Origin of the sequence: Rhodomicrobium sp. R_RK_3 (assembly GCF_002198715.1) — a bacterium.
Taxonomy (GTDB): Bacteria; Pseudomonadota; Alphaproteobacteria; order Rhizobiales; family Rhodomicrobiaceae; genus R-RK-3.
In genome coordinates this window covers 124295-149612 of the sequence record NZ_MWLK01000032.1, presented here as the reverse complement: position 1 = coordinate 149612, position 25318 = coordinate 124295, and the positions used below count along the sequence as shown (strand labels likewise).

At 63.0% G+C, this 25318-nt stretch carries 28 protein-coding genes and 1 riboswitch; of the genes, 24 read left to right on the top strand and 4 right to left on the bottom strand.

Annotated features, from left to right (window positions below; all coding sequences use genetic code 11):
• Positions 1-46: 46 nt before the first annotated feature.
• Complete coding sequence (locus BLEFHOIH_RS19295; protein ID WP_088347657.1) at positions 47-583, bottom strand: GNAT family N-acetyltransferase; 537 nt, start codon at positions 581-583, stop codon at positions 47-49.
• Positions 583-1668 (bottom strand): 2'-deoxycytidine 5'-triphosphate deaminase, encoded by a 1086-nt coding sequence (locus BLEFHOIH_RS19290; protein ID WP_088347709.1) that lies wholly within the window; start codon positions 1666-1668, stop codon positions 583-585. Before BLEFHOIH_RS19290 ends, BLEFHOIH_RS19295 begins: the two co-directional genes overlap by 1 nt.
• 115 nt (positions 1669-1783) lie before the next feature.
• A riboswitch (SAM riboswitch) is annotated at positions 1784-1861 on the top strand.
• A gap of 45 nt (positions 1862-1906) precedes the next feature.
• On the opposite strand from BLEFHOIH_RS19290, the gene metZ reads away from it, so the two are divergent.
• The 3 genes from metZ (at position 1907) to BLEFHOIH_RS19275 (ending at position 4064) form a co-directional block, all read left to right on the top strand.
• Positions 1907-3112, top strand: a complete 1206-nt coding sequence (gene metZ, locus BLEFHOIH_RS19285; RefSeq protein ID WP_088347656.1) for an O-succinylhomoserine sulfhydrylase — start codon at positions 1907-1909, stop codon at positions 3110-3112.
• Between the two features lie 30 nt (positions 3113-3142).
• Positions 3143-3538, top strand: a complete 396-nt coding sequence (gene apaG, locus BLEFHOIH_RS19280) for a Co2+/Mg2+ efflux protein ApaG (protein WP_088347655.1) — start codon at positions 3143-3145, stop codon at positions 3536-3538.
• A gap of 109 nt (positions 3539-3647) precedes the next feature.
• Positions 3648-4064 (top strand): hypothetical protein, encoded by a 417-nt coding sequence (locus BLEFHOIH_RS19275; RefSeq protein ID WP_088347654.1) that lies wholly within the window; start codon positions 3648-3650, stop codon positions 4062-4064.
• Positions 4065-4087: 23 nt separating this feature from the next.
• Here BLEFHOIH_RS19275 and BLEFHOIH_RS19270 read toward each other — a convergent pair whose 3' ends face one another.
• A complete protein-coding gene (locus tag BLEFHOIH_RS19270) occupies positions 4088-4546 on the bottom strand; it encodes a hypothetical protein (protein ID WP_125461799.1) in 459 nt (152 codons plus the stop codon).
• A gap of 302 nt (positions 4547-4848) precedes the next feature.
• On the opposite strand from BLEFHOIH_RS19270, the gene BLEFHOIH_RS19265 reads away from it, so the two are divergent.
• Positions 4849-6141, top strand: coding sequence for a hypothetical protein (locus tag BLEFHOIH_RS19265; protein WP_088347652.1), 1293 nt, complete (start codon positions 4849-4851; stop codon positions 6139-6141).
• Between the two features lie 23 nt (positions 6142-6164).
• Entirely contained in the window at positions 6165-7133 is a 969-nt protein-coding gene (locus BLEFHOIH_RS19260; RefSeq protein WP_170937267.1) for a radical SAM protein, read from the top strand.
• Here BLEFHOIH_RS19260 and BLEFHOIH_RS19255 read toward each other — a convergent pair.
• The gene (locus BLEFHOIH_RS19255) at positions 7107-8450 is read right to left on the bottom strand and encodes an aspartate aminotransferase family protein (RefSeq protein ID WP_088347650.1); all 1344 of its coding nucleotides are present in this window, start codon (positions 8448-8450) and stop codon (positions 7107-7109) included. The genes BLEFHOIH_RS19260 and BLEFHOIH_RS19255 overlap by 27 nt on opposite strands.
• A gap of 117 nt (positions 8451-8567) precedes the next feature.
• Between BLEFHOIH_RS19255 and BLEFHOIH_RS19250 the strand changes: the two genes are divergently transcribed.
• The 19 genes from BLEFHOIH_RS19250 (at position 8568) to nuoL (ending at position 25315) form a co-directional block, all read left to right on the top strand.
• The gene (locus tag BLEFHOIH_RS19250) at positions 8568-9413 is read left to right on the top strand and encodes a 3-keto-5-aminohexanoate cleavage protein (RefSeq protein WP_088347649.1); all 846 of its coding nucleotides are present in this window, start codon (positions 8568-8570) and stop codon (positions 9411-9413) included.
• Positions 9414-9561: 148 nt separating this feature from the next.
• Positions 9562-9927 (top strand): NADH-quinone oxidoreductase subunit A, encoded by a 366-nt coding sequence (locus BLEFHOIH_RS19245; protein ID WP_088347648.1) that lies wholly within the window; start codon positions 9562-9564, stop codon positions 9925-9927.
• Complete coding sequence (locus tag BLEFHOIH_RS19240) at positions 9918-10508, top strand: NADH-quinone oxidoreductase subunit B (RefSeq protein ID WP_088347647.1); 591 nt, start codon at positions 9918-9920, stop codon at positions 10506-10508. Before BLEFHOIH_RS19245 ends, BLEFHOIH_RS19240 begins: the two co-directional genes overlap by 10 nt.
• Positions 10509-10528: 20 nt before the next feature.
• The gene (locus BLEFHOIH_RS19235; protein ID WP_125461798.1) at positions 10529-10948 is read left to right on the top strand and encodes a hypothetical protein; all 420 of its coding nucleotides are present in this window, start codon (positions 10529-10531) and stop codon (positions 10946-10948) included.
• A complete protein-coding gene (locus BLEFHOIH_RS19230; RefSeq protein ID WP_088347645.1) occupies positions 10949-11554 on the top strand; it encodes an NADH-quinone oxidoreductase subunit C in 606 nt (201 codons plus the stop codon).
• A gap of 21 nt (positions 11555-11575) precedes the next feature.
• Complete coding sequence (locus tag BLEFHOIH_RS19225; protein WP_088347644.1) at positions 11576-11869, top strand: hypothetical protein; 294 nt, start codon at positions 11576-11578, stop codon at positions 11867-11869.
• A complete protein-coding gene (locus BLEFHOIH_RS19220) occupies positions 11866-12291 on the top strand; it encodes a thioesterase family protein (protein ID WP_088347643.1) in 426 nt (141 codons plus the stop codon). Before BLEFHOIH_RS19225 ends, BLEFHOIH_RS19220 begins: the two co-directional genes overlap by 4 nt.
• 130 nt (positions 12292-12421) lie before the next feature.
• Positions 12422-13681, top strand: a complete 1260-nt coding sequence (locus tag BLEFHOIH_RS19215; protein WP_088347642.1) for an NADH-quinone oxidoreductase subunit D — start codon at positions 12422-12424, stop codon at positions 13679-13681.
• 84 nt (positions 13682-13765) lie between these two features.
• Positions 13766-14137, top strand: a complete 372-nt coding sequence (locus tag BLEFHOIH_RS19210) for a DUF559 domain-containing protein (RefSeq protein WP_245297093.1) — start codon at positions 13766-13768, stop codon at positions 14135-14137.
• A gap of 249 nt (positions 14138-14386) precedes the next feature.
• Positions 14387-14986: an NADH-quinone oxidoreductase subunit NuoE gene (gene nuoE / locus BLEFHOIH_RS19205; RefSeq protein ID WP_088347641.1), complete on the top strand. Its 600-nt coding sequence runs from the start codon at positions 14387-14389 to the stop codon at positions 14984-14986.
• A 1-nt stretch (position 14987) separates the two neighbouring features.
• Positions 14988-16283, top strand: a complete 1296-nt coding sequence (gene nuoF / locus BLEFHOIH_RS19200; RefSeq protein ID WP_088347640.1) for an NADH-quinone oxidoreductase subunit NuoF — start codon at positions 14988-14990, stop codon at positions 16281-16283.
• Positions 16284-16681: 398 nt separating this feature from the next.
• The gene (locus BLEFHOIH_RS19195; RefSeq protein ID WP_088347639.1) at positions 16682-16921 is read left to right on the top strand and encodes a hypothetical protein; all 240 of its coding nucleotides are present in this window, start codon (positions 16682-16684) and stop codon (positions 16919-16921) included.
• A 237-nt stretch (positions 16922-17158) separates the two neighbouring features.
• On the top strand, positions 17159-19267 hold the full coding sequence (gene nuoG, locus BLEFHOIH_RS19190; RefSeq protein WP_088347638.1) for an NADH-quinone oxidoreductase subunit NuoG: 2109 nt from the start codon (positions 17159-17161) through the stop codon (positions 19265-19267).
• Positions 19260-20282, top strand: coding sequence for an NADH-quinone oxidoreductase subunit NuoH (nuoH, locus tag BLEFHOIH_RS19185; RefSeq protein ID WP_088347637.1), 1023 nt, complete (start codon positions 19260-19262; stop codon positions 20280-20282). Before nuoG ends, nuoH begins: the two co-directional genes overlap by 8 nt.
• Before the next feature lie 13 nt (positions 20283-20295).
• Positions 20296-20787: an NADH-quinone oxidoreductase subunit NuoI gene (gene nuoI / locus BLEFHOIH_RS19180; protein WP_088347636.1), complete on the top strand. Its 492-nt coding sequence runs from the start codon at positions 20296-20298 to the stop codon at positions 20785-20787.
• 36 nt (positions 20788-20823) lie between these two features.
• Positions 20824-22047: a signal peptidase I gene (gene lepB, locus BLEFHOIH_RS19175; protein ID WP_088347635.1), complete on the top strand. Its 1224-nt coding sequence runs from the start codon at positions 20824-20826 to the stop codon at positions 22045-22047.
• A 217-nt stretch (positions 22048-22264) separates the two neighbouring features.
• The gene (locus tag BLEFHOIH_RS19170; protein WP_088347634.1) at positions 22265-22870 is read left to right on the top strand and encodes an NADH-quinone oxidoreductase subunit J; all 606 of its coding nucleotides are present in this window, start codon (positions 22265-22267) and stop codon (positions 22868-22870) included.
• A 182-nt stretch (positions 22871-23052) separates the two neighbouring features.
• Positions 23053-23361 (top strand): NADH-quinone oxidoreductase subunit NuoK, encoded by a 309-nt coding sequence (gene nuoK, locus BLEFHOIH_RS19165; RefSeq protein WP_088347633.1) that lies wholly within the window; start codon positions 23053-23055, stop codon positions 23359-23361.
• Between the two features lie 7 nt (positions 23362-23368).
• Positions 23369-25315, top strand: coding sequence for an NADH-quinone oxidoreductase subunit L (gene nuoL / locus BLEFHOIH_RS19160; RefSeq protein ID WP_088347632.1), 1947 nt, complete (start codon positions 23369-23371; stop codon positions 25313-25315).
• Positions 25316-25318 lie beyond the last annotated feature (3 nt).

The following is a 25318-nucleotide window of genomic DNA, read 5'->3' as shown; positions in this document are numbered from 1 at the left end:
CCGCTTTCGCGGGGATTACGTCCGAGCGTGTGTCGGGCGCTGAGAATTAGCCCGAGAGCTCTTCACCCAAAAACACCAGCCGCCTTCCGCGCCATGTCGTCTGCGCCTGCTCCGTCAGCCCGCAGCGGCTGAAAAACGCCGCGGCCCTTGTGTCCGCGCCCGTCACCGCGTGCAGACCCGAAATCCCGCGCGCCCGGCAATGCGCCCGGAACGCCTCGACCAGCGCCGCGCCGACGCCGCGTCCGCGCCAATGTCCGCGCACATTCACATGCACATGCGCCGGAAAGGCCGCGATCAGCGCGGCGGGCAGGGCATCGTAATAATCCGGTCCCAGCAGCGGCGGCTCGTTGCTCGCCGGCGCGCCGGTGAGATATCCGGCGACCGCGCCCGCCGGATCGAGCGCCACGAAACACGCCGCCGGGAAATGCCGCAAATACCGGCCCAGCCACAATTCGCGGAAATTCGCCCTGGCCTCGTCCGAGGCGAAGTCCTGCGTCAGGGCACTGGCGAAGAAGATCGCCTCGATCCCGGCCAGGGCCTCCTCGGGCTTGTCCAATGCCGAAAGCGGTACGACCGGGCCCATCAGTCGCGGAAATGCTTTGAAAGCTTCAGCCCTTGCGCCTGATAATTGGAGCCGATGCCCATGCCGTAGATCTGGTCGGGGATTTCGGTGAGCTGCTCATAGATCACCCGGCCGACGATCTGCCCGTCCTCGAGGATGAACGGCACCTTGTGGCTGCGCACCTCGAGCACCACCCGGCTGCCCGCGCCGCCCGCCGCCTCATGGCCGAAGCCGGGGTCGAGGAAGCCGGCATAATGCACCCGGAATTCGCCGACCAGCGGGTTGAACGGCACCATTTCCGCCGCGTGGGTCGGCGGCACGTGCACCGCTTCCTTGGAGGCGAGGATGTAGAACTGGTCCGGGTCGAGGATCAGCCGCCGGTCCTTCAGCGAATGGATCGGCTCCCAAAACTCCTCGGTGGGAAAGCCGCCCGGCAGGTCCATGTCGACGACGCCGGTATGGCGCTTGGCCCGGTAGCCGATAATGCCGCTGCCGCTCTCCCCCGACAGGTCGACCGACAGCGCGATGCCATCGGCGATATCGGCGGTGTCGCCGGAAATCAGCCGCTGCTCGCGGTGGAGCTGGGCGAGCTGCGCGTCGGTGTTCTCGGCCTCGCCGCGCCGGAAGCGGATCTGCGCCAGCATGGTGCCGGGCCGGACCAGCACGGGGAACGTCTGCGGGCAAATCTCGGCATAGAGCGGCCCGTCATAGCCCGCCGGGATCTGGTCGAAGGCTGGCCCGGTGCTGGTGATGATCCGGGTGAACACGTCGAGCCGCCCGGTCGAGCTCTTCGGATTGGCGGCGGCGGAAATGCCGGAAGGCAGCGACAGCCGCTCCTGCAGCGGCACGACATAGACGCAGCCCGTTTCCAGCACCGCGCCGCCCGCGAGGCTGATCTCGTGCAGGCCGAAGGCGGACAGCTTGGCCTCGACGCTCATCCGCGCCGTCGGCAGAAAACTGGCGCGCACCCGGTAGGCGACATCGCCGAGCCGCAAATCGAGGCTGGCCGGCTGAACCTGTCCCGCCGAAATCGGCTCGCGCGCGGAAATATGCCCGGCCGCGATCAGGCCGCGCAGTGCCTGCGCCGGCAGCAGCCCGTCCGGCATCTGCGGCGCGTTGCCGCCTGTCTCGCCTTCATCGCGGCTCATCTCGTCCTGTCTCTCCATGTGGCGCATCATACCCATACGGGCCTTGACGCCAAGCCCCGTGCCTGTTTAATCCACTTCAACCCGTGGTGATTTGGCCGGCCGGCTTGCAGCCACGTAAAATAACTCGCTAAATGGCCGCGTCGAGACTTGTCCGACCCGGCGTTCAAGGCCGGTTTATGCATTGAAGGACAAGCACATGGCTCAGCATAGCGACGATTCTCCCGAAAAATCCTGGGGTCAGGCGACCGCCCTGGTGCATGGCGGCACGCTCCGCACCCCCTTCGGGGAGACCTCCGAGGCGCTGTTCCTGAATTCCGGCTTCGTCTACGAAACCGCGCACGATGCCGAACTTCGCTTCAAGGGCGACCAGGAAGGCTACATCTATACCCGCTATTCCAACCCGACGCTGACCATGTTCGAGACGCGCATGGCCCTGCTCGAAGGGTCGGAAGTGGCGCGCTCGACCGCCTCGGGCATGGCGGCGGTGACGGCGGCCTTCTTCGCCTATATGAAGGCGGGCGATCATGTCGTTGCAAGCCAGGTGCTGTTCGGCTCCTGCCGCTATGTGATCGAGGAATTGCTGCCGCGCTTCGGCGTCTCCTGCACGCTGGTCGATGGCCGTGATCTGGGCGCCTGGCGCGCCGCGGTCCGGCCCAACACCCGCGCCTTCTTCTGCGAGACGCCGGCCAATCCGACGCTGGAGCTGGTCGACATCGCCGCCGTCTCGGCGATCGCCAAGGATTGCGGCGCGCTGTTCATCATCGACAATGTCTTCGCCACGCCCATCCTGCAAAAGCCGCTGACGCTCGGCGCCGATATCGTCGTCTATTCCGCGACCAAGCACATTGACGGCCAGGGGCGATGTCTCGGCGGCGTCGTGCTGTGCTCGGAGCAGTTCCTTAACGATTACCTCAAGGTCTATCTGCGCCAGACCGGCCCCTCGCTCAGCCCGTTCAACGCCTGGGTGCTGCTGAAGGGCCTGGAAACGCTTCCCCTTCGGGTCGAGCGCATGGCGGCCACGGCGGCCAAGCTCGCCGATGCGATGGCGGAATGGCCGCAGATCGAGAGCGTGCTTTACCCTGGCCGCGAGGATTTCCCCCAGCGCGAACTGGCGGCAAGGCAGATGGCCTCGGGCGGCACGCTGCTGACCTTCTCGGTCAAGGGCGACAAGCAGACCGCCTTCCGCATCGTCGATGCGCTGAAGATCATCAAAATCTCCAACAATCTGGGCGATGCCAAAAGCCTGATCTCGCATCCGGCGACAACCACACATCAGCGCTTCACGCCGGAGGTGCGCGGCGCTATGGGTATTGGCGACAACATGCTTCGCCTGTCGGTCGGCCTGGAGGACGCCGCCGATCTGGTGGGCGATCTGGAGCAAGCCTTCCGCGCCGCCGTCTGAGGCGCGACTTGCGGGGGCGGGAGACGGCCGGTGACTTACGAAGCCACGACGCACGATATTACGGTCAGCGTCGTCCCGAGCTTTCTCGAGGACGATTCCGCGCCCCTGCGCGACCATTATTTCTGGGCCTATATGGTCGAGATCACCAATAACGGCAAAAGCCGGGTTCAGCTTCTGTCGCGCTACTGGCGCATCACCGACGCCGCCGGCCGGGTGCAGGAGGTGCGCGGCGCCGGCGTGGTCGGCGAGCAGCCGACGCTCGAGCCGGGCGAGAGCTTCCGCTATACAAGCGGCGCACCTTTGCGCACGCCGTCCGGCATCATGCATGGCTGGTACACGATGGAGGCCGAGGACGGCGAGACCTTTGACGTAATGATCCCGGCATTCTCCCTCGACAGCCCCTATGCCGCCCGGAGCCTGAACTAGGCTGGTCCGCCTGCGGGAAGCGCCGTGTGCCGGGGAACTTTTGCGGCCAGGGGCGCTTGATCCAACAGCAAGACCGCCCGGCGCGGGAGCCGGGCAAGGAGGAGATGCGGTGAAGATTTCAGCCACGCCTTTCAAGCATCCAGGCCGCGCGGCGGCCGCTTTCGCACTGGCTGCGGTGCTCGGCGCCGGGGGCGTCATGGCGCAAGCCGCGCCGGCCGCCTGTGTTGCCGATCTGCGCAAGGAATATGCCTCGAGCAGCGCGCTGCGCGCCGAATGCCCGTCCGATACGGATTGCACCTTCCAGGCGCCCGAGGGCAATGCCTCGGCGCTGGCTCTGATCGGGACGATGGTGAAGCGTGCCGAGGCCTGTTTCACCGCCGCCGGGCTGAAAGTCACCAAGGACGACACCGCCGCCCAGGGCACCACCCGCTATTACGGCACGGCCGACACGGCGGAGAAATGCGCCCTGCTGATCGCGGCGAACGAGACCGGCGTCGCGCAAGGGATGCGGGCGGCTTGTCAGTAGGCCTCGGACGGGCGGCCGGGGCGCTATTTCCCGCCGCCTCTTCCCCGCCGAATCATGCCGATGATCTTCAAGCCGATCGCCGAGAACAGGATGATTGCAAGTAACCCAGAGACGATGACCTGCCGATTGCGATCCGCTTGGCGTGGCCGGGCAGGGGCCTGCGAGCGGGACGGGTGAACTTGCGGCGTCAGCGGTTTGCGCTGCAAGGTGCAAATCACATCGTCTGTTTGGTAGTCGTAATAATATGTGAAATTTGGATCAGCCCCGAGCCACGAATAGCGGCTGGACGGCTTCTCTGTTTCCTTACGGATACGGGTAACGGCAGGGATATAAAGCGTCCAGTCGCAAGTGACTTGGGAAATAACAACGCTTTCCTGCGACTTCGTCTGCCCTAAATACTGATTCAGTTCCAGTAAAAATGCGCCGATTGTGCAAAGTCCGCCCAGAATTCCAAATATCTTGAAGAAATTGGACGTTTCCATTTCCTCCATCCTTGGCCACACGGGTTCACTATGCGGCCGCAACACGTTCCGGATCTCACTCGATCCGGTTTTATCGTAATAATAATAGTAGGGTGGACGTAACTGGCAGCAAAGGCAGAGCGGCAATGCGCCGGTCGCGGCAGGGAGGGGACGGCTAGGCTTCTCCTGAGCGGCGCAAAGCTGGCCAATGGCGGCCATTGGCGGCCAGTACCGGCCATGGCCGGTACCCATGGACCTTGCCCCATGACGCGTAAAATGACATATTGCGCGTTTCGTAATATGTGATAGACGGACAAGTTTCCGTGCCATTCGATTCTTTTGACCAGGACGAGAACCTGGTTTCGCCTGCCGAGGCGAGATCACGTCGCGCCGCATATTTAGAGCAGATCATGCGAAATCTCGCACAGAACGCCGGTGAGTTGCCGTCGCGCTACGATCTGTTTCCGGGCGCGCTGCTGCATGACCTTCAACTGGTATGGCGCCAGCGATCCCGGCAAAGCGGTGATGCCCGTTACAAGAGTATTTTCGAGAGAGCCTACGCGGATCGGCATACCACAATCGCCGAAAAGACGTTCCGTAACTGGATCAACGGCACGACTCAGATCGACCGCAGGAAAGCCCAGGCCTTACTCACGGTGATGCTCGAGAATTGGACAGATGACATGGACAAGACGCTGTGCGTCTGCCCGCTCTTGCGCAGGGAGGAAACGCGTCCGGCGAGCTGCGCCCTGCATTGCGATCAATTCCAAAAGTGCCGCGAGAATATTCTAGACAAGATCTTCAGCTTTAATGGCAGGCCTCAAGATCAAATATCGATACTTCCGGCGCCAGGCTATTCCTCGGAGGCGGTCTGCCGCCATTACGCCGAAAAAGGCCATGACATTCTTTTCCCCGTCGATACGGCGCATGCCCATAGTTGGGATGAAGAACATTTCTTCAGTTCCTTCTCCATGCTCGAATTGTTTATTCGCCACAGGAACATGGAGAAACGGCCCCGCTTCGTCTATTTAATGAGGCCATTCGCACTATCCTATCTCGACGCCAGATCGCGCCAACGGGCAACCGGTGAGGCCATCTACCGTGCCGCCTTCGAGCGGCTGGCTCGCAACAACCCGGAAATCGGGCGCGCGGAATTTTCTGATGCCGTAAAATTCCTGGTAAAAACCGAGGGCCGCGAAGAACTTGACGCGTCCGGTTATAGGGTGCCCGAGGATCTCATCATGCCGACGCGTTTGGCGGATTCCCTGCCGGCGCAATCCCCAGCCAGGCTTGCCGCTTTGCAGATGGACAAGTATATCCACAAGCAAATGAGAATACATGGTGCGAAAGACTATCAATTTTTGGCTGCCACCTCTGACGGTGGAACTATTACGTATTACTTGACCTGTATTCCAGAGCGGCGAGAAGAAGGCAAGTGGATTGCAGCACGTTACCCGCTTCTACCTTTACGCTCGTTAATTCCCGGCCTTGACGAGCCTGTAAAAAAATTGTTATCTGCCGCTGGAGAGTCGCCTGGAACCCTTTCAGGCTGGAAAGTATTGACCTTCGAAGAATTCTTGGCTCTTCCCAGCCAGCGCGCGTTTAACCTTCATTAAAAATGAATACGACGGGGATTAGCATGGGTGCAGCAGCTCTAACAGCTTTCTTATCAAGCTATGATTACTGCCCCCCGAGCGGGGTTATCGTTACGGCCGTGCTACCCGGCGGATGCACTCTGGATTGCCCTTTTTGCTTTGTTAATCAAAGAGATGAGCGGAGTGAAACGTCCACGCTCACACCTCGTCACCTGACCGGGTTGCTGGATAGCGTGTCCCGGGCGGGCGTTTTAGGCGGTGCCGCGATCGTTGGCGACGAGCCGCTGCAGCCAAAAGCTTGGCCCTATACCCAGGCATTCTTGGCCAGGGCGACAAAGGCAAAAGTTCCGACCGCTTTGATCACAAACGGATATGATCTTGAAAGATATGTTCTAGATCTCGAACAATTTGATAATTTGAAGATACTTGTAAGTTTGGACGCTATTGGTCCGGGGCACGATTTAATCAGGCGGCGCGAGGGAGCATTTACCCGCATACAGGCCGGCATCGAGGCCGTCATGCATTCGCAGATTTTGCGAGACGGGCTGATCATCGCCACGACGCTCATGCCGCAAAATCGGCAGACGATTTGCGATATCATCGATTTCGCGGCCGAACGCTCAGTCAAACAGGTCATCGTTTCGCCGCTCCTGGTAACGGGGCGATCGACGCAGTTGAGAGTTCATCCAAAAATCATCCGTGATCTGCCTTCCACTGCGACCGCCTTGCTGCAGCGTGCCCGCAGCAGCGGCGTTGCCTTGAAGTTCGCCGATGAATTCGGTGTGCTGGGCGATTGGACCGACGCGCTTCGCGCAACCGGCATTGCCGTCGCCACACCCAAGACCCCGGCGCGGCTTATCCGGGCGGACGCCTCAGGCCGCATCGAAACGCTGGATACGATACGCAACGGCACGTCGATGAACCTGAAGCTGCCAGACGATGTCGAGGCCATCGACGCCTTCGTGGCCGGACTTCTGAATCCCCTGTCAAGTGAGGCCATGATCGCGGCCTGACAGCGCCGCGTCGACTGCCTCCCCCAGCCGCTCGACGATGGTGCCCATCAGCATGTCATCGCCGATGAAAGGCGGGGCGATCAGCACGTGGTCGCCGCGGACGCCGTCGATGGTGCCGCCCATCGGGTAGACCATCAGGCCGCGCGCCATCGCTTCCGATTTGATCTTGGCGTGCAGCCGCAAGCCCGGATCGAACGGCGCTTTCGTCGCCCGGTCCGCGACCAGTTCGATGGCCTGGAACAGGCCGCGCCCCCTGATATCGCCAATATGATGGTGGTTGCCAAAACGCTCCTGCAATCGCTCCGACAGCACGCCGCCGGTCCAGCGGACATTGTCCAAAAGCCTGTCGCGCCGGATGATCTTCTGCACTTCGAGCGCCGCGGCGCAGGCGACCGGATGCCCCAGATAGGTATGCCCATGCTGGAACAGCTTCGAGCCGCCGAGAAAAGCCTCCATCACCTTGCGCGACACCAAAGTCGCCCCCATCGCGGCGAAGCCGCCGCCGAGCCCCTTCGCGATGGTCATTAGGTCCGGCGCGATGCCTTCCTGCTCGCAGGCGTGCAGCGTGCCGGTCCGGCCCATGCCGCACATCACTTCGTCGAGGATCAGCAATATGCCGTGCCGGTCGCAAATCTCGCGGATGCGGGCGAAATAGCCGGGCGCCGGCGTCAGCGCCCCCGATGTCGCGCCGCCGACGGTCTCGGCGATGAAGCCGATGACATTTTTCGGCCCCAGCTCGGCGATCTTGGCCTCCAGCTCCGCCGCCAGCCGCTCGCCATAAGCCTCCGGCGTCTCGCCGGGCGCGCGGCCGCGATAATCGTACGAGGCCGAGACATGGTGCGTCTCGATCAGCAGCGGGGCGAATTGCTTCCTGCGCCATTCATTGCCGCCGACCGCCAGCGCGCCGAGCGTATTGCCGTGATAGCTCTGCCTGCGGCCGATGAAGAAGCGCCGCTCCGGCTCGCCGGTCTCGACGAAATATTGCCTCGCCATCTTCAGCGCCGCCTCGACCGCCTCCGAGCCGCCGCTGACGAAATAGACATGGCTGATGCCGGCGGGCGCATGGGCGACGAGATCGTCCGCCAATTCCTCGGCAACGTCGGTGGTGAAGAAGCTGGTATGGGCGTAAGCGACCTTCTCCATCTGCGCCCGCATCGCCGCCAGCACCTCGGGATGGTTGTGCCCGAGGCAGGAAACTGCCGCGCCGGAGGAGGCGTCGATATAGACCTTGCCGTCGCTGTCGGTGATGGTCGCGCCCTTGGCGGAGACGGCGGCCGGGGGCGTATTCGCCAGGCTCCGATGCAGAATGCGGGTCATGGCGGGGCCTTCGCTGACGGGGTTCGAGCAAAATATTAGCGAAAAACAGACTTAGACTCTTCCATTCCGCCTGACAACGCCCGTAAGCTTGCCGAAAGCACAACAAAGGCGGGTGGAATGAGCGGCACGAACGAGAAGCAAGAACAAGCCAGGACCATCCTTGCCGTGGCGCCGAATGGCAGCCGGCGCGGCAAGGCCGACCATCCGGCCATCCCCCTGACCCGCGACGAGATTCTCCGCGAGGCCGCCGAATGGCGCGACGCGGGCGCCAGCGTGCTGCATCTGCATGTGCGCGACCGCGACGGCCGCCACAGCCTGGACGCGGATGCCTATGCGGAACTGTTCGATAAGCTGCGTCCCATTGTCGGCCCCGAAATGGTGCTGCAGATGACGACCGAATCCGGCGGCATTTTCGGCCGCGAGGCGCAAATCGAGGCGCTGAAAGCCGTGCGCCCGGAAGCCGTGTCGCTCGCCTTGCGGGAAATCGCGCCGGAGGAGTGCGACGCCGCCGAATTCGCGGCGCTGCTTGGATGGATGCGCAAGGAGCGCATCGCGCCGCAAATCATCCTCTATGACCGGGCGGACCTGAACCGGCTGCTGGCTTGGGCGCGGCAGGGCGACGTCGATGCCTCGGCGCTCTCGGTGCTGTTCGTGCTCGGCCGCTACAGCGCCGACCAGCGCAGCAATCCCGTCGACCTGCTCGGCTTTCTCGGCGTCGAGACGCTGCCCTTCCGCGATTGGATGGTCTGCGCCTTCGGGCCGAATGAAGGGCGCTGCGCCGCGCTTGCCGCGCTGCTCGGCGGCCATGTGCGGGCGGGTTTCGAGAACAATTTCTACCTCGCCAGCGGTGAAGTCGCCCAAAGCAATGCCGAGCTGATCGGCGCCACGGCCGCGATGCTGAAGGCGCTGCATGTCAACCTCGCCGCGCCCGCCGACGCCCGCGCGTTATGGCGCATTGGATAATCGGGCCGGCGGGTCTATCTTCGCCTTCAGGAAAGGCGAAAGCGGCACTTGCGCCTCCAGGCGCTCTCGGTTAAGCCCTAGCCAATGAGATTTGAAGCCGGTTGCGGCCGCGAAGGTGCGGGAACGCTCGGCTGGAACGCGGTGGACCATGAATCTCCTTCTCGCGGACTATCTGCCCTTGGTGATCTTTTTCGGCGTGGCGATGTTCATCGGCCTGGCCCTCCTGGCCGCGCCGTTCCTGATCGCGCCGAACCATCCGGATTCGGAAAAGGTCTCCGCCTATGAATGCGGCTTTCCCGCCTTCGACGATGCGCGGATGAAATTCGACATCCGCTTCTATCTGGTGTCGATCCTGTTCATCATTTTCGATCTGGAAGTCGCCTTCCTTTTCCCCTGGGCGATTTCGTTCAAGGAGGCGGGTTTGTTCGGCTTCTGGTCGATGATGGGCTTCCTCGGCGTGCTGACCATCGGCTTTGTCTATGAGTGGCGGAAAGGTGCGCTCGAATGGGATTGATCACGAACCCGAAAGAGGCAGGCGGACCCTTGCGCGATGCGGGCGGTCGTCCGATTGCTCCGGTGGCAGGCGCCGGCGCGCCGCGCAACGATCCGTTCTTCGCCGACGTCACGGGCGAGCTGGCCGATCGCGGCTTCCTCGTCACTTCGGCCGACGATTTGATCCAATGGGCGCGCACCGGGTCGTTGATGTGGATGACCTTCGGCTTGGCCTGCTGCGCCGTGGAAATGATCCAGGCCTCGATGCCGCGCTATGACCTGGAGCGCTTCGGCTTCGCGCCGCGCGCCAGCCCCCGCCAGTCCGATGTGATGATCGTCGCCGGCACGCTGTGCAACAAGATGGCGCCCGCGATCCGCAAGGTCTACGACCAGATGGCCGAGCCGCGCTACGTGATCTCGATGGGCTCCTGCGCCAATGGCGGCGGCTATTACCACTATTCCTATTCGGTGGTGCGCGGCTGCGACCGGGTGGTGCCCGTCGACATCTATGTGCCCGGCTGCCCGCCGAGCGCCGAAGCTTTGGTTTACGGCGTCATGCTGCTGCAGAAGAAGATCAGGCGGACGGGTACGATCGAGCGGTAAGTTTGCCATGGGGGGAAGTAATGGCAAGGTCCGCCTATACGGTGTGCCATCATTTCACAGCCGCGTTGTTGACCCTGCCGTTCCTGTCGACCGTGTCCGACGGGGCCAGCTCGGAGCTCTTCAAGATGGGAGCACTCGCGGCGGTTTGGATGGGTTCCGCTTATTACTTCTTCCTGTATAAATATGACGTAATGCTGACTCTGGGTCTTGTCGTTTCTTCAATATTTGGGGTTGTGTTCCTATTTGCACTTGTTTGGGCTGCTTTATGGTCATGTTGGATAGGCTGTACCTGGGATAGTTTTGAGCGTCTCGTCTATGGTCCGCTTCATGGCATTGCCGCATTGGGTTTGTTCGCTGTTTTTGGCTTTTTGAACTTGGCTTTGTTATTGGCTTACTGGTTCGCAGGCAGAAGGCTGGGCTTGAGAGAGAGTTACGAATAGATGGAAGAAAAGCTCAAGGAACTCGGCGCCGCGCTGGCGCAGGCTCACAGCCAGGCCATCGAGAGCTGGCATATCGCGCATGGCGAGCTGACGCTGAGCGTCGCGCGCGACCAGATCGCCAATGTCCTGCGCTATCTGCGCGACGATCCGCGCTGCCTGTTCACCCAGCTCATGGACATTTGCGGCGTCGATTATCCCGGCCGCCCCTTGCGCTTCGATGTCGTCTATCATCTGCTCAGCCCGCAGCTCAATCACCGCATCCGGCTCAAATTGCAGACCGACGATTCCATGCCGGTGCCGAGCGCCGTCTCCATCTATCCGGCCGCCAACTGGTATGAGCGCGAGGCGTTCGACCTCTACGGCATCCTGTTTTCCGGTCATCCCGACCTGCGCCGCATCCTCACCGACTATGGCTTCCAGGGGCATCCTTTGCGCAAGGATTTCCCGCTGACCGGCTTCGTTGAAGTGCGCTATAGCGAAGAGCAGAAGCGGGTCATCTACGAGCCCGTGAAACTGCCGCAGGAATTCCGCAATTTCGATTTTCTCAGCCCCTGGGAAGGCGCCGAATACAACCTTCCCGGCGATGAAAAAGCTTCCAACTCCTAGCGCTTGAGGGAGACGCCCAGAATGACGACCGAGGCGATTTTTACATTGGCCGAAGCCCTTGCCGTGCAGAAGGCGCTCCGCGAGGCCGCCGGCGCCAAGGAAGAGACGTTCGACCTTGCCGACGTGATCGCGATGGCCAGCGACGAGATCGAGATGCTGCAGGAAGCAGGCAAATCGACGGCCGCCATCGCCGCCATGATCCAGACCGTGATCGGCAAGCCGGTGACGGCCGGTGATGTCGAGGACAATTATGTCGGCCCGGAAGACCGCGAGTGGGACGACGACGAGTTCGACGAGGACCAGGCCAAGAGATGAAATCCACGCTGCAGCCTGGCATCAAGGCGCGCTACTCCTATGTCGTGCCGGTCGAGAAGACCGTGCCGCATCTGTTTAGCGATTCGCCCGAGATGCAGGACATGCCGGCGGTGTTCGCCACCGGCTTCATGGTCGCGCTGATGGAGCTGACCTGCATGCACGCGCTCGCCCCGCACCTCGATGAGGGCGAGGGGAGCGTCGGCGTGCATGTCGATGTCTCGCATGATGCGGCGACCCCGGCGGGTTTCACGGTGACGGTCGAGGCCGAAGTGACCGAGGTCGACGGGCGGCGGGTATGGTTCCAGGTGATGGCGCATGACGGCGTCGAGATGATCGGCGAGGGCTATCACGCGCGGTTCATCGTCAACCGGGACAAGTTCGACGCCAAGATCGCGGAAAAGCAGGCGAAGGCGGCCGGGTGATGGATTTCGCGGCGAGCGTTATCAATCTCGCAATTGCAGCTCTATCGTTTTTTGCATTGACGATAGTTCTCTTAAAAAAGAAAAGGTCCGCGCACTATAATGCTAAGTGCGTGGGTGATGGGTAGTGATAATGGCTGACGGAAGCGCGGTGGATACCGCCGAAAAGCCCGTGGTGATCGAGGAGACGCAAGGGGCGCCGGCCGATACCGGCGTCGAATTGCGCAATTTCACCATCAATTTCGGGCCGCAGCATCCGGCGGCGCATGGCGTTCTGCGCCTCGTGCTGGAACTGGACGGCGAAGTCGTCGAGCGCGTCGATCCTCATATCGGCCTTTTGCATCGCGGCACCGAAAAGCTGATCGAATACAAGACCTATCTCCAGGCGATCCCCTATTTCGACCGGCTCGATTACGTCGCGCCGATGAATCAGGAGCACGCCTTCTGCCTCGCCATCGAAAAACTGCTCGAGATCGAGGTGCCCCGGCGCGGCCAGCTCATCCGCGTGCTCTATTGCGAAATCGGCCGCATCCTCAACCATCTGCTCAACGTCACCACGCAGGCGCTCGACGTCGGCGCGCTCACCCCGCCGCTCTGGGGTTTTGAGGAGCGCGAAAAGCTGATGGTGTTCTACGAGCGCGCCTCGGGCTCGCGCCTGCACGCCAATTATTTCCGACCCGGCGGCGTCCACCAGGACCTGCCGCAAGCGCTGATCGACGACATTGCCGCGTGGTGCGAGACTTTCCCGGTGGTGCTCGCCGACATCGACAGCCTGCTCACCGACAACCGCATCTTCAAGCAGCGCAATGTCGATATCGGCGTCGTCGCGCTGAAGGACTGCCTTGCCTGGGGCTTTTCCGGCGTCATGGTGCGCGGCTCCGGCGGCGCCTGGGACCTGCGCAAGAGCCAGCCTTATGAGTGCTATGCCGAGCTGGATTTCGACATCCCGGTCGGCAAGAACGGCGACTGTTTCGACCGCTATCTGATCCGCATGGAAGAGATGCGCCAGTCGGTGCATATCATGAAGCAGTGCATCGAGCGGCTGAATGCCGAAGGCCCCGGCCCGGTGCTCGCCCCGAACAACAAGGTCACGCCGCCGCGCCGCGCCGAGATGAAACGCTCGATGGAAGCGCTGATCCACCATTTCAAGCTCTACACCGAGGGCTTCCACGTCCCCGAGGGCGAGGTCTACGCCGCCGTGGAGGCGCCCAAGGGCGAATTCGGCGTCTATCTCGTCGCCGACGGCACCAACAAGCCCTATCGCTGCAAGATCCGCGCTCCCGGCTACCCGCATCTGGCGGCGATGGATTTCATGAATCGCGGCCACATGCTCGCCGACGTCTCCGCCATCCTCGGTTCGCTCGACATCGTGTTCGGCGAGATCGATCGGTAGTTTTACGCACTTGCCGCAAGCCGGGCCTGAGCGAAGCTGAGTGATGAGCTGTCGCAAAGAAGCCCTCTCCCTTGGGGAGAGGGTTTGGGTGAGGGGTTGGTGCGCCTCGGAACGAAGACCGCCCGACGCTTGCGCCGGGACCAGACTGATGCCGAGCGCGCGCTTTGGGCCAAGCTGCGTAACAGGCGGCTTTGCGGTGCGAGATTTGCCCGACAGGTGCCGATTGATCGCTTCATCGTGGATTTCCTTTGTGATGATGCGAGGTTGATCCTGGAACTCGACGGCGGCCAACATGCGGAAAGCCGAAGCGACGAGGCCCGGACGGCCTTTCTGGAAGGGGCGGGTTTCAGTGTGCTGCGGTTTTGGAATAATGATGTGCTGGCGAATGAAGCGGGCGTTTTGGAGCGAATAAGAGAGTCGCTGCTGATCAGCGGAACCAAGATAACCGACGCCTGAACCCCTCACCCTGTCCCTCTCCCCTGGGAGAGGGGACGAAGCGGCGAGGATACGGCAAGACGGGCGAACACCGGGCATCCCGACGCCGGAGGCCGGAGTGGGTGCGAACGGCCTTCTTTCCAGTTGACGCGGGGGAGGGATGATAAGAGGTTGCGGCAATCGGAGCGCTCGTCCGGTCTCCGCATCTAGTCAGATGAATGCGGCGCGAAGGCAGCAAGCCCGAGCGCGATAGCAATGGAATGTGGGTCCATGTCCGTCCGCCGTCTCGATCCCGAGCAGCCAGCGAGTTTCGAATTCAACGCCCAGAACCTGAAATGGGCGCAGCAGCAGATCGCCAAATATCCCGAAGGCCGGCAGGCGGCGGCGGTCATCCCGCTGCTGTGGCGCGCCCAGGAACAGCATGATGGCTGGCTGCCGGAACCGGCGATCCGCGCCGTGGCGGAGATGCTCGGCATGCCCTATATAAGGGTGTACGAGATCGCGACCTTCTACACCATGTTCAACCTGTCGCCGGTCGGCAAATATTTCATCCAGCTTTGCGGCACGACGCCTTGCATGCTGCGCGGCTCCGAAGAGCTGCGCGCGATCTGCCAGAAGATGATCGGGCCGGAAAAGAAAGTCACCGCCGACGGGCTGTTCTCCTGGATGGAAGTCGAGTGCCTGGGCGCCTGCGTGAACGCGCCGATGGTGCAGATCAACAAGGATTATTTCGAGGATCTGACGCCGGACATCTTCACCAGCCTGCTGCAGAAGCTGAAGGCCGGTGTCGCGGTCAAGCCGGGTCCGCAGATCAACCGCCAATTCTCCGCGCCCGCCAGCGGGCTGCGTACGCTCAATACGGATCGCTGACATGCTCACCGACAAGGACCGCATCTTCAAGAACCTCTACGGTCAGCTCGACTGGCGGCTGAAAGCGGCGCAGAAGCGCGGCGCCTGGGACGGCACCAAGGCTTTTATCGAAAAAGGCCAGGACTGGATCATCGAGGAAGTGAAGGCGTCGGGCCTGCGCGGACGTGGCGGCGCGGGCTTCCCGACTGGCCTCAAATGGTCGTTCATGCCGAAGAACGACGTGCGGCCCTCCTATCTCGTCGTCAATGCGGATGAGTCCGAGCCGGGCACCTGCAAGGACCGCGAGATCATGCGGCACGATCCGCAGCTCCTGATCGAGGGCTGCCTCTATGCCGGCTTTTCGATGCGCGCCCATGCCTGCTACATCTACATTCGCGGCGAATATATCCGCGAGCGCGAGCGCCTTCAGGCCGCCATCGACGAGGCCTACGAGGCCAAGCTGATCGGCAAGGGCAACATCCACGGCTGGGATTTCGACGTCTATCTGGTGCACGGCGCCGGCGCCTATATTTGCGGCGAGGAAACCGCGCTGCTGGAAAGCCTCGAGGGCAAGAAGGGCCAGCCGCGCCTAAAACCGCCATTCCCGGCCAATGCGGGCCTGTGGGGCGCGCCGACCACCGTCAACAATGTCGAATCCATCGCCGTCGTGCCCGATATTCTGCGGCGCGGCGCGCCCTGGTTCGCCTCGCTCGGGCGGCCGAACAATACCGGAACCAAGCTCTTCTGCATCTCCGGCCATGTGAATGAGCCGTGCAATGTCGAAGAGGAAATGGGCATCCCGCTGCGCGAGCTGATCGACAAGCATGCCGGCGGCGTGCGCGGCGGCTGGGACAATCTGCTGGCCGTCATCCCCGGCGGCTCCTCGGTGCCCTGCGTGCCCGCCGCGATGTGCCAGGATCTGCTGATGGATTTCGACTCGCTGCGCGACGTGCAGTCGGGCCTCGGCACGGCGGCGGTCATCGTCATGGACAAGTCCACCGACATCATCAAGGCCATCGCCCGCATCGCCTATTTCTACAAGCATGAGAGCTGCGGCCAGTGCACGCCCTGCCGCGAGGGCACCGGCTGGATGTGGCGCGTGCTGGAGCGCATGGTCAAGGGCGAGGCCGCGCCGCGCGAGATCGACATGCTGCTCGACGTCTCCAAGCAGATCGAAGGCCACACCATCTGCGCCCTCGGCGATGCGGCCGCCTGGCCGATCCAGGGTTTGATCCGGCATTTCCGCCATGTCATCGAGGAACGGCTGGAAGAGCGCAAGGCCCCTGTGCGCGGCCCGAGGGTGATCGCGGCGGAGTAGAGTCCGAACTGCCGGCGCCACCTGCTCGGCTTGCGCCCGATCCACTCCCAGACGTCATCCCGCGAAGGCGGGGATCCAGTATTCACAACCTTGAATTGGTTTTCTGCCCAACCATTTACGCTGCGGCGTACTGGATACCCGCTTTCGCGGGATTTCGAAAAGCTGGGCCAAGCGACTTTGACCGCCCGATTTTGAGGCGTCCGTGCCCGACTGTGGCGCGAATCACGCTGGGATCGGGCGCCGTGGCCCACGCGCCACAGCCAGGGTTGCGAACGGGCGGAAGTGGTTTAAAATCATAGGAAACACATTGTCCGTTGGGAGGATTTGGTGCGGCTGCCAAGGGCGCACCAAGGTCCGGCGGTGGCGAATGCGCGTCTTTCGATGGGGAGTGTGGGAGCATGGGCAGAATTGGACGTTTTTTCACGGCGCTGGGACTTGTGCTGCTGGCCGCGGCTTGGCTCTGGTGGCTGTATATCTACCGCTCGGCGGCGGCGATCGACTGTCTTTATCTGCCGGGAACTTGCCCCGCGCGGGACGGGCTGCTCTTCGCGGTGCCGCCCTATGAACCGGCGGTGCTCTGGGCCGGCGCTGCGGCGGCGATTCTGGGAACGATCCTGCGCCTCGTCGCGCGGGACTGAGGACGATAGGAGTTCGAAGGCCGAGGCGACGCGGTCCGGGCCCGCGTTGCCGCTCGCGTTTCCTCGGCGGAACTGCGCGAAATGGTGTAGAAAGCCCAGGGTAGCGCCCCGCCCGTGACCAGCGCCGCACGGCCCGGCCAAATAAGGACGGTGCGTCCTTCCGCCGGTATTGCCCGACGATCATTCCCGACATACAAGCTGTTGCCAGGGGACTGGCATCTGAGAGATAAGCGGCCCATGCCAAAACTGATCATCAACGACAAGCCCATCGAGGTTGAGGACGGTCTCAACCTGTTGCAGGCGTGCGAACTGGCCGGCGAGGAAATCCCGCGCTTCTGCTATCACGAGCGCCTGTCGATCGCCGGCAACTGCCGCATGTGCCTCGTCGAAGTGGTGGGGATGCCCAAGCCCGTCGCCTCCTGCCACATGGCGGTCAACGACATGCGCCCCGGCCGCGACGGCTCGCCGCCCCAGGTGCGCACCGACAGCGCCGTGGTCAAGAAGGCGCGCGAAGGCGTGATGGAGTTCCTGCTCATCAACCATCCGCTCGACTGTCCGATCTGCGACCAGGGCGGCGAATGCGACCTGCAGGACCAGGCCATGGGCTACGGCACCGACGGCTCGCGCTTCAAGGAGAACAAGCGCGCCGTCGAGGACAAGAATATCGGCCCGCTGATCAAGACCATCATGACGCGCTGTATCCAGTGCACGCGCTGCGTCCGCTTCATGACCGAGGTCGCCGGCGTCTCCGAGCTCGGCGCCATCGGGCGCGGCGAGGACATGGAGATCACCACCTATCTCGAGCGCGGCATGACCTCCGAGCTGTCGGGCAATGTCATCGACCTCTGCCCGGTCGGCGCGCTGACCTCCAAGCCCTATGCGTTCAAGGCGCGTCCCTGGGAGCTGCGCAAGACGGAATCGATCGACGTCATGGACGGGCTCGGCTCGAACATCCGGCTCGACGCGCGCGGGCGCGAGATCCTGCGCATCCTGCCGCGCAACCATGACGGCGTGAACGAGGAGTGGATTTCCGACAAGGCCCGCTTCGTCTGGGACGGCCTGCGCCGGGGACGGCTCGACCGCCCCTATGTCCGCCGCGAGGGCAAGCTGCGCGAGGCGAGCTGGGCCGAGGCCTTTGCCGAGATCGCCGACCGCTTCGAGGCGGCGGGGCCCTCGAAGATCGGCGCCATCGCGGGCGATCTGGTCGCGGTCGAGGAGATGTTCGCGCTGAAGTCGCTGTTCACCGCGATCGGCTCGCCGCATCTGGACAGCCGCCAGGACGGCACCAGCTTCGATCCCGCCAAGGGCCGCTCGACCTATCTGTTCAATTCCACCATCGCCGGGCTGGAAGAGGCAGACGCGCTGCTGCTGATCGGCAGCAATCCGCGCCGCGAGGCCGCGGTTTTGAATTCGCGCATCCTGAAGGGCTGGCGCAGCGGCCGGCTGAAGATCGGGCTGATCGGCGAGCCGGGCGACCTTACCTATGATTACGACTATCTGGGCGCCGGCCCGCAGACGCTCGCCGATGTGGCGGCGGGCAAGCATCCTTTCGCCGACGTCCTGAAGGCCGCCAAGCGCCCGATGCTGATTCTCGGTCAAGGCGCATTGGCGCGACCGGACAACGCGGCGATCATCGCGCTCGCGGCGCAGGCGGCCAAGAACCTCGGCATGCTGCGCGAGGAAGAGGGCTGGAACGGCTTCAACATCCTGCATGATGCGGCGGCCCGGGTCGGCGGCCTCGACCTCGGATTCGTGCCGCAAGAGGGCGGGCTGGCGCTCGACGCCATGCTGGAAGGCGCGCGCGACGGCGACATCGAGCTGCTCTATCTGCTCGGCGCCGACGAACTCGACATGAGCGCGACGGGCGATGCCTTCGTCATCTACCAGGGCAGCCACGGCGATCGCGGAGCGCGCTTTGCCGACATCATCCTGCCCGGCGCCGCCTACACCGAGAAAAACGGCACCTATGTCAACACCGAGGGCCGGGTGCAGATGGCGCAGCGCGCCGTCTTCCCGCCGGGGGATGCGCGCGAGGATTGGACCATCATCCGCGCCCTGTCGGAGCGGCTGGGCCACAAGCTGCCTTTCGACAGCCTCGCCGAATTGCGCGCCAGGCTGTATGCCGAGCACCCGCATTTCGCCGCCTCGGACGACATCGCGCGCGGTAACATCGCCGATGTCGCGGCGCTGGCCTCGGGCAAGACCACCTTCGAGGATCGCCCCTTCGGCGCGGTCATTGAGGATTTCTATCAGACCAACCCCATCGCGCGGGCATCCAGCATCATGAGCGAACTCTCCGCTCTGGCGCGCGAGGACGATCACGGAGCGACCGGCACCGATGGTTGAGTTCTGGAATTCATACGGCTTCCCGCTGACCATCATTTTGGTGCAGAGCCTGGGCCTCCTGGTCTCGGTGCTGCTCGTCGTCGCCTATCTGCTGCTGGCCGACCGCAAGATTTGGGCGGCAGTGCAGATGCGGCGCGGCCCCAATGTCGTCGGCGCCTACGGCCTGCTGCAAAGCTTCGCCGACCTTTTGAAATTCGTGCTGAAGGAGCCGGTGATCCCGGCGGGCGCGGACAAGACCGTCTTCCTGATGGCGCCCATCGTGACCGCCGTGCTGGCGCTGTCGGCCTGGGCGGTGATCCCGCTCGACGACGGCTGGGTGGTCGCCAATATCAATGTCGGCATCCTCTATATCTTCGCCATCTCCTCGCTCGGCGTCTACGGCGTCATCATGGGCGGCTGGGCGTCGAACTCGAAATATCCGTTCCTGGGCGCGCTGCGCTCGGCGGCGCAGATGGTCTCCTACGAGGTCTCCATCGGCTTCGTCATCATCACCGTGCTGCTCTGCGCCGGCTCGCTGAACATCAGCGAGATCGTCAAGGCGCAGGACACCGCTTACGGCGCGCTCGGCTGGTACTGGCTGCCGCTGTTCCCGATGTTCGTGATCTTCTTCGTCTCGGCGCTGGCGGAGACCAACCGGCCGCCGTTCGACCTGCCTGAGGCCGAATCGGAGCTCGTCGCCGGCTTCATGGTCGAATATTCCTCGACGCCCTATCTGCTGTTCATGCTCGGCGAATATGTGGCCATCACCACCATGTGCGCCCTGATGACCGTGCTGTTTCTCGGCGGCTGGCTGCCTCCGGTGAACTATGCGCCCTTCACCTGGGTGCCGGGGGTGATCTGGTTTCTGTTAAAAGTTTGCTTTGCCTTTTTCATGTTCGCGATGGTGAAGGCGATCGTTCCGCGCTACCGCTATGACCAGTTGATGCGTCTGGGCTGGAAAGTCTTCCTGCCGATCTCGCTGGCCATGGTCGTGATCGTGGCGGGCGTTCTGCAGATCTTCCAACTCGCGCCCTGACAGGAAGCCGAAAATGGCCCGAATTGCGCAATCGATCAAATCCGCCATGCTGGCCGAGTTCTTCTCGGCCTTCTGGCTCGGCATGAAATATTTCTTCCGCCCCAAGGCGACCGTGAACTATCCCTTCGAGAAGGGCCCGCTGTCGCCGCGCTTTCGCGGTGAGCACGCGCTGCGCCGCTATCCGAACGGGGCCGAGCGCTGCATCGCCTGCAAGCTGTGCGAGGCGATCTGCCCCGCCCAGGCCATCACCATCGAGGCCGGCCCTCGCCGCAATGACGGCACGCGGCGCACCACGCGCTACGACATCGACATGGTGAAATGCATCTATTGCGGCTATTGCCAGGAAGCCTGTCCGGTCGATGCCATCGTCGAGGGGCCGAATTTCGAATTCGCCACCGAGACCCGCGAAGAGCTGCTCTACGACAAGGAAAAGCTGCTCGCCAATGGCGACCGCTGGGAGCGGCTTCTGGCGAAGAATCTCGAGCTGGATGCGCCCTACCGCTGAGCGCCGGCGGTATCGTGAAAGGGGCGGGGACAGCATATGGTTGAGCATTCTGGGGCCACGGTAGCGTCGGCGCGCAGCCCGTGGCTGACGCTGTGGCTCCACCCACAGGCCACCATCCGGCGCATCGTGCGCCAGCCGCGAACGGCGGTCGTGCTGCTGCTGGCGGCGGTGGTCGGCGTCTACGGCGTCGGCGATGCGCTGGTCGAATCGACCGGCAGCTTCAACCCGGCCCGCATTTCGCTGCCGGCCCTGCTGCTGCTGGTCGGCGTAGCCGGTCCGCTGCTCGGCATTCTCAGCGTCTACGTCTATTCCGCGATCATGGCCTGGCCGGGGCGGCTGCTCGGCGGCAAGGCGTCGCAGCGCGAATTGCGGATGGCGATTGCCTGGTCGCAGGTGCCGCTCCTGGTGTCGCTGCTGCTCAGCCTCGCCATATTGGCCGCCTTCAGTTTCGACGCGCACCGCGTGCTCGAATTCGGGCAGCGGCCGGAGATCCTGGTGCTGGACGGCGCGCTGAATGTCTGGAGCCTGTTCCTGCTGGTGCGGATGACCGGCGCGGTGCAGGAATTCGGCATCATCAAAAGCATCGTCAATGTCTGCTTCATCCTGCTGCTGTTCCTGACGGTGTTCATCTTCCGCTGCCTCGGCTTCCAGCCCTTCAACATCCCGAGCCTGTCGATGGCGCCGACGATGCTGGTCGGCGATTATTTCTTCGCCAACAAATTCGCCTATGGCTACGGGCCGTTCTCCTTCCCGTTCCATGTGCCGATCACCGGCCGGATCTGGGGCGCCATCCCCAAGCGCGGCGACATCGTCATCTTCCGGCTGCCGCGCGACACCAGCGTCGATTACGTCAAGCGGGTGATCGGCCTCCCCGGCGACGAGATCGCGATGAAGGAGGGCGTCTTGCAGCTCAATGGCCGCCCGGTGCCGCGCCAGCGCGTCGAACACCCCGCCGCGCCCGATGAGCTGGACGCCACGTTGACGCGCTACCGGGAGACCCTGCCGGGCGGCGCGTCCTACGAGATCTTCGAATTGTCGAACACCGCGCCGCTCGACAATACCGAGATTTTTAAAGTCCCGGCCGGGCATTATTTCGTGATGGGCGACAATCGCGACAATTCCACCGATTCCAGACTTGCCCAGGTCGGCCTGATACCTTACGAAAACCTTGTCGGCCGCGCCTCGGTGATCTTCTATTCGCATGACGAGGCGGGGACGACCTCGATCCGCTGGGGCCGGATCTTCCACAGGCCGCGCTGAGGGGCGGCGGCGGGAGGGTTTGGGCGCCGATAAAATTCTTGAACTGAGCGGGCCGGGCCGTTAACCCGGCAGCATTCCGGCCGCCATCGCGACGCGGCGTTTGACGTAGCGCGCGATAAGCGAAATAACAGCGCCAGACCGCCCGCGCAGATGATGATGACGTGTCACGCCGCTCAAGGGCTTGAGCGGCGGCCAGCAAGCAGGTAAGACGCAAAGCATGTCCATCGCGACCGCATTTTTCTACATCTTCGCCGTCGTCACCATTGCGTCGGCGATCATGGTCATCACCGTGCGCAATCCGGTGCATGCCGTGCTGTTCCTGATCCTGGCGTTCTTCAACGCGGCGGGTCTGTTCGTGCTGCTCGGCGCCGAGTTCATCGCCATGATCCTGGTGATCGTCTATGTCGGGGCCGTGGCGGTGCTGTTCCTGTTCGTCGTCATGATGCTCGACGTCGATTTCGCCGAGCTGCGCGCGGGCTACGCGAAATACCTGCCGGTCGGCGGCCTGATCGGCGCAATCCTCCTGGCCGAGCTGCTGCTCGTCGTCAGCGCCTGGACGATTGCGCCCGAGAGCGCGCTCCGGATTGGCGAGCGCATCCCGGGCGATGTCACCAATGCCGAGGCCATCGGCCGCGTGCTCTATACGCGCTACGTCTATTTCTTCGAGTTGTCGGGCCTCGTGCTGCTCGTCGCGATGATCGGCGCCATCGTCCTAACCCTGCGTCACCGCGAGGGCGTGAAGCGCCAGAATATCGGCGATCAGGTCGCGCGCGACCGCACCGCGATCGAGATCAAGAAGGTCGAAACCGGCCGGGGCATATAGGCGGATTGATGAGTTCAATGCCACCCTCAGACGAAATCCCCGCGAAGGCGGGGACCCAGTACGCCGCAGCATACGAGGTTGGGCAGAGCGCCAATTTCGAGTTTGTGATTACTGGATCCCCGCCAGCGCGGGGATTTCGAAAGCAAAAAGTGATGACGCTCTAGCGGCGACGGAAGGCAACAATGGAAATCGGACTGCCGCATTATCTGAGCCTTGCCGCCATCCTGTTCACGATCGGCGTCTTCGGCATCTTTCTCAACCGCAAGAACGTCATCGTCATCCTGATGTCGGTCGAGCTGATGCTGCTCGCCGTCAACATCAATCTCGTCGCCTTCTCCTCCTTCCTCGGCGACCTCACCGGCCAGATTTTCGCCCTGCTGATCCTCACGGTCGCGGCGGCGGAAGCGGCCATCGGGCTCGCCATCGTCGTCGTCTATTACCGCAATCGCGGCTCGATCGCGGTCGACGACATCAATCTGATGAAAGGCTAGCGGCCGCATGTATTCGGCGATCGTTTTCCTGCCGCTGATCGGAGCGCTCATTGCCGGGCTGTTCGGCCGCTGGCTTGGCGCCAGGCCGGCCGGGCTGATAACCAGCGCGCTGCTGACCACCGGCGCTGTCCTGTCCTGGGTTGCCTTCTACCGTGTCGGCCTGTCGGGCGAGGATGCCCGCATCCCGATCATGGAATGGGTCCGCTCGGGCGAGTTGCAAGCCAACTGGTCGCTGCGCATCGACACGCTGACCGCGGTGATGCTGGTCGTCGTGAACACCGTCTCGGCGCTCGTCCACATCTACTCCATCGGCTACATGTCGCATGACGACAGCCAGCCGCGCTTCTTCGCCTATTTGTCGCTGTTCACCTTCGCTATGCTGATGCTGGTGACCGCCGACAATCTCCTCCAGCTCTTCATGGGCTGGGAGGGCGTGGGCCTCGCTTCATACCTGCTGATCGGCTTCTGGTATCACAAGCCCTCCGCCAACGCGGCGGCGATCAAGGCCTTCGTGGTCAACCGCGTCGGCGATTTCGGCTTTGCGCTCGGCATTTTCGGCGTCTTCACGGTCTTCGGCACGATCTCGTTCGATGCGATCTTTGCCTCCGCGCCCGACCATGTCGGCAAGACCATGGAGTTCCTCGGCTATCAGCTCGACACGCTGACCACGCTGTGCCTGCTGCTTTTCGTCGGCGCGATGGGCAAGTCGGCGCAGTTCCTGCTGCACACCTGGCTGCCCGACGCCATGGAAGGCCCGACCCCGGTCTCCGCCCTGATCCACGCCGCCACCATGGTGACGGCGGGCGTGTTCATGGTGGCGCGACTGTCGCCGCTGTTCGAACTCGCCCCGGTCGCGCTGCAAGTCGTCACCGGCATCGGCGCGCTGACCGCGATCTTTGCCGCAACGGTCGGCATCGCCCAGAACGACATCAAGCGCGTCATCGCCTATTCGACCTGCTCGCAGCTCGGCTACATGTTCGTCGCCATGGGCGTCGGCGCCTATTCGGCCGGCATGTTCCACCTCTTCACCCACGCCTTCTTCAAGGCGCTGCTGTTCCTCGGCGCCGGCTCGGTGATCCACGCGCTGCATGACGAGCAGGATTTGCGCAATATGGGCGGGCTTCGCAAAAGCATCCCGCTGACCTTCGCGCTGATGGTGATCGGCACGCTGGCGCTGACGGGCTTCCCGTTCACGGCGGGCTATTTCTCCAAGGACACCATCATCGAGGTTGCCTATGCGCGGGAGACCGAAGTCGCCAATTGGGCGTTCTGGCTGCTGTTGGCGGCGGCCTTCCTGACCAGCGCCTATTCCTGGCGGCTGATCTTCATGGCCTTCTTCGGCAAGCCCCGCTATGACGAGCACCATGTCCACCCGCATGAATCGCCCTGGGTGATGCTGGTGCCGCTGTTCGTCTTGGCGGCGGGCGCGCTGTTCGCGGGCTATCTCGGCAAGGATTATTTCGTCGGCGAGGATTATGCCCATTTCTGGCGCGGCGCGCTGTTCACCGGCCCCGACAACCACATTCTGGAACACGCGCATCACAGCCCGGCCTGGGTGGTGTGGAGCCCGACCGTGATGATGGTCGCCGGCTTCGTCGTTGCCTGGTTCTCCTATATCGCGGTGCCCTCAACCCCGGCGGTTCTGATCAAGACGTTCAAGCCGATCCACGCCTTCCTCTATAATAAGTGGTATATCGACGAGCTCTACGACCTGATCTTCGTCCGCCCCTATATCTGGCTCTCCCGCCAGCTCTGGAAGATCGGCGATGGCCGCATCATCGACGGGCTCGGCCCGGACGGCATCTCCGCCCGCGTCATCGATGTGACCAATCGCGTCGTGCGGCTGCAAACCGGCTTCGTCTATCACTACGCTTTCGTGATGCTGATCGGGATCGCGCTGATCGTGTCCTATTTCGCCTATGTCTACTGGGCGCAGTTCTGGAAAGGCTATTAGTCC